This is a genomic window from Castellaniella sp. (genome assembly GCF_034007085.1).
GTDB lineage: Bacteria > Pseudomonadota > Gammaproteobacteria > Burkholderiales > Burkholderiaceae_B > Castellaniella.
The window spans coordinates 1-3,816 of sequence record NZ_JAVERO010000167.1 but is presented as its reverse complement, the minus strand read 5'-3'; the positions used below and the strand labels follow the sequence as shown (position 1 = coordinate 3,816).

3 protein-coding genes are annotated in these 3,816 nt (G+C 64.8%); all 3 read right to left on the bottom strand.

From position 1 onward, the window contains the following. The coding region (locus RBR29_RS11020) for an MlaD family protein (RefSeq protein ID WP_320349268.1) at positions 1-1,326 on the bottom strand (1,326 nt) is incomplete at its 3' end. Further along, positions 1,316-2,557 (bottom strand): paraquat-inducible protein A, encoded by a 1,242-nt coding sequence (locus tag RBR29_RS11015; protein ID WP_320349266.1) that lies wholly within the window; start codon positions 2,555-2,557, stop codon positions 1,316-1,318. The genes RBR29_RS11015 and RBR29_RS11020, both read right to left, overlap by 11 nt. A 13-nt stretch (positions 2,558-2,570) precedes the next feature. Then, the coding region (locus RBR29_RS11010) for an AAA family ATPase (protein WP_320349264.1) at positions 2,571-3,816 on the bottom strand (1,246 nt) is incomplete at its 5' end.

Below are 3,816 nucleotides of genomic sequence, written 5' to 3'. Positions count from 1 at the left end.
GAATCCTTTGCTGCTGGAAATGTCGCCCGGAATCTTCGGCACCGCGTGCGCTTCACCGGGGAAGAAATCCAGGGCCACGTATTGCAGACCCGTCAGCAGGCTGGCGGTGCGCAGTTGGGCCCGCAGGCCGCGCTCGATCAGGGGCTGCAGCAGCGCCTCTCCCAGCACGCCATCTGCCGCGCCGACCAGTTCCCGATAGGCATCGCTGAAGCGCATCGGATAGAGCTGGGCACGTACCCGGGAATAGAAACGTCGCCGCTCGCCATCGAATTCAAGATCGATATCGACCACCTTGCCAATCGACATGCCCCGGAAATCGACATCGGCCCCCAGGCGCAATCCGCGGATCGATTGGTCGAAGCGCAGTTCGATCGGCACAGGATCGCCATCCGGGTCGGCCAGGGCCTCGTCGCGGGTACCGAACAGCCGGTAGACGCTGCCCGCCACAGCCGGCGTACTGTCCACGACCCCATCGTAGGCACTGGACTCATCCGCCTGGGCAAACGCAATGCCGCCGTTCAGGATCGCCGACAGCCCGCTGGTCTGCACCCGGACACCGTCTGGCGTCACCGTCATGTCCACCCCACTGTCGCTCCAGAAACGCGTATCCGGCGTCACGTAATGGTCATAGGGCGCCTCGACGAAGACATGCAGATCGACCGAACGACCGTCAGCCGCCATTTCATAGCTGACCACGCGGCCGACTTCGATGCGGCGGTAATGGATGCGGGACCCGACCCGCAGCGAACCCAGCGAATCCGCCTGCAGCACGAAGCGAGTGCCCACCTGGCCGCTGAGCACTTCTGGTGGGTTGAGCAGCCCTTTGAAAGTGTGGACCGGATTGCCCTTGAGGCGAGTCGTGGGGGCATCCACTGCGATATAGACCCCCGACAACAGCGTATCCAGCCCCGACACCCCTGCAAGACTGACCTGAGGACGCACAATCCAGAATTTGGAGGCTTCCTGCGTGATGTATTCCGAACCCTCGCGCCTGAGCTGCACGTCCACCAGCACATGCTGACGGTCCTGCGCCACACGCACGTCCGAGACCTCGCCCACCACCACATCGCGATAGCGCAGCTTGGTCTGGCCCGCCTCGACACCGGCGGCCGACAGGAAACTGATCGTGATCACCGGGCCATTGCGGACCCAGGCCGACCCCAGCAATGACAGCCCCACCGCCAATGCCAGCAAAGGGACCAGCCAGACCCAGGACCAGCGCAGGGAGCGGCCGGGCCGGATGACCGGCGCCTGGGCGTCCAGGACAGGGATGGCGGCACCGGCCGGATCGCCGGACTTCTGGATGGACGGATCCTCAGGGTTCATGGGTTTCCTTGATGAGCCGGGCGTCCCGCAGCGCATCCCAGCCTCGGCGTGGATCATGACACATGGCGGCAATCATCGTGAGCACGACCACCGCACCGAAACTCAGGGCCGCAGGCCCGACGTTGATCTGCGACAGGCCGGGAAAATTGGCCATGGCCGCCATGAGCACGACCACGAAAACGTCCAGCATCGACCACTGCCCAACAAATTCAACTGTGGCATACAGCCGCGTGCGCTGCCGCTGGGCCTGCGCATCCTGCACGCCACCGCGCAGTTGCAGAAAGGCCAAGGCCAGCAGCTTGGCCACCGGCACCAGGACGCTGGCCACAAAGACGATGACGGCCAGATCCCAGGAGCCATAGCGCCAGAGCTCGATGACGCCCCCCAGGATGGTGTGCTCGCTGCGCCCCATCACCGTCCGGACTTCCATGATCGGCAGGACATTGGCCGGGATGTAGAACACGGCTGCTGCCAGCAGCAGCGCCCAGACCTGGGTCGCGTTGCCATGGCGGGCATGGCCCATGCTTGCTCCGCAGCGCAGGCAGCGCCCGGATGCCTGCGGCGCCTGGACACAGCCACAGGCGTCGCACACCCGGCCCTGGCCGCACGCGCCAGACAGGGGCACCAGACCGGCGTCTTCCGCTTGGCGCCACAGCGCGCGCGCATCCCAGCGGCCCAACCCAGTCAACAAAAAACAGAGCGCGAAAAATCCCAGCATGCCAGGCTCGACCTGCAACCGCGCCAGGCCCGCGATCTTGACGACGGACACCAGGATGGCCAGGATCAACACGGTCGCCATGGACCAGGGCCCCAACCGCCCCAGCAGCCGCAGCGCCAACCCCAGATCGGGCGGCAGACGGCGCGCCGCAATCGACTGCATCACCCACAGCGTCAGCACGATCTGCAGCAGTGGAAACCAGAACCCCGCCAGTCCCGTCATCACCGAAACGCCGTAATAGCCCCGGTCCCAGCACAGCCGCAGGGCCTGCCAGTAGGTCAGGCTGAGATCCAGACCCTGAATCGATAGCCGGACGATGGGAAACCACTGCGCAATGGCAAATACGGCCAGGCAGGTCCAGCCCAGCGCCACCCATTGATCCAGGGAAAGCCATCCACGCCGATACAGCACCGCGCCGCAACAGCGGCATTCGGCTCGGCCGCGCACGCCTGGATCGAGCCGTACGTGCAGCGTGTCACAATGCGGGCAGGCGATCAGGGGCTGGCGCGGCATCGGGACCCGGGAATCATTCCACGAGCTCGGGTTCGGGCCGCGAAGGTTCGGGCACGCTGCCGGCGCCCTCACCGCCTTCAGGGAAATTCAGCACGACCTGTTCCTGGGCATCCAGATCGACCTCGACCCGCCCGCCATGCACCAGGCGGCCAAACAACAGCTCGTCGGCCAACGCCCGGCGGATCGTATCCTGGATCAGGCGCTGCATGGGCCGCGCCCCCATCGCCGGATCGAAGCCCGCCCGCGCCAGATAGTCGCGCAGCGCCTGGGTGAACAGCACTTCGACACGCTTGTCGTGGAGCTGGTCTTCGAGTTGCATGAGGAATTTGTCGACGACCTGCAGGATGACCTCGCGGGGCAGCGGCGCAAACCCGATGATGGCATCCAGACGATTGCGGAATTCGGGCGTGAACTGGCGTTTGATTTCGGCCATTTCATCGCCCGAGCGTTGCGGCGCCGCAAAACCAATGGTGTTGCGGTTCAGCACGTCGGCACCGGCGTTGGTGGTCATCACCAGAATTACATTGCGGAAATCAGTCTTGCGCCCATTGTTGTCGGTCAAAGTCCCGTGATCCATGACCTGCAACAGGATGTTGTAGACATCTGGATGCGCTTTTTCGATTTCGTCGAGCAGCAGCACGCAATGCGGCTGTTTGGTGACGGCCTCGGTCAGCAGCCCCCCCTGATCAAAGCCGACATAGCCTGGTGGCGCGCCGATCAGGCGCGACACCGTATGGCGTTCCATGTATTCGGACATGTCGAAGCGCAGCAGCTCGATCCCAAGGACAAAGGCCAGCTGGCGCGCGACTTCGGTCTTGCCCACCCCCGTCGGCCCGGAAAACAGGAAGCAACCGATGGGCTTGTCGGGGCGTCCCAGTCCGGAACGCGCCATCTTGATCGAGGCGGCCAGCGCAGAAATCGCCTGGTCCTGCCCGAACACCACGGCCTTCAGGTCACGTTCCAGCGTGGCCAGCCTGTTGCGGTCGTCCGTGGACACGTTCTGCGGCGGAATGCGCGCGATACGTGCCACCGTGGACTGGATTTCGGCGCGACCAATGAGCTTTTTCTGGCGCGACTTGGGCAACAGGCGCTGGGCGGCGCCCGCTTCGTCGATCACGTCGATCGCCTTGTCGGGCAGGAAACGGTCATTGATGTGGCGTGCGGCCAGTTCCGCCGCCGCCGTGATGGCCGCCCCCGAATAGCGGACCTGGTGGTGGGCCTCGAAGCGCGCCTTCAGGCCTCGCAGGATCCGGATGGTC

Bases quoted from the DNA above. Each gene is read 5' to 3' on its own strand.
- RBR29_RS11015 (WP_320349266.1), bottom strand. From the start codon at position 2,557: ATGCCGCGCCAGCCCCTGATCGCCTGCCCGCATTGTGACACGCTGCAC.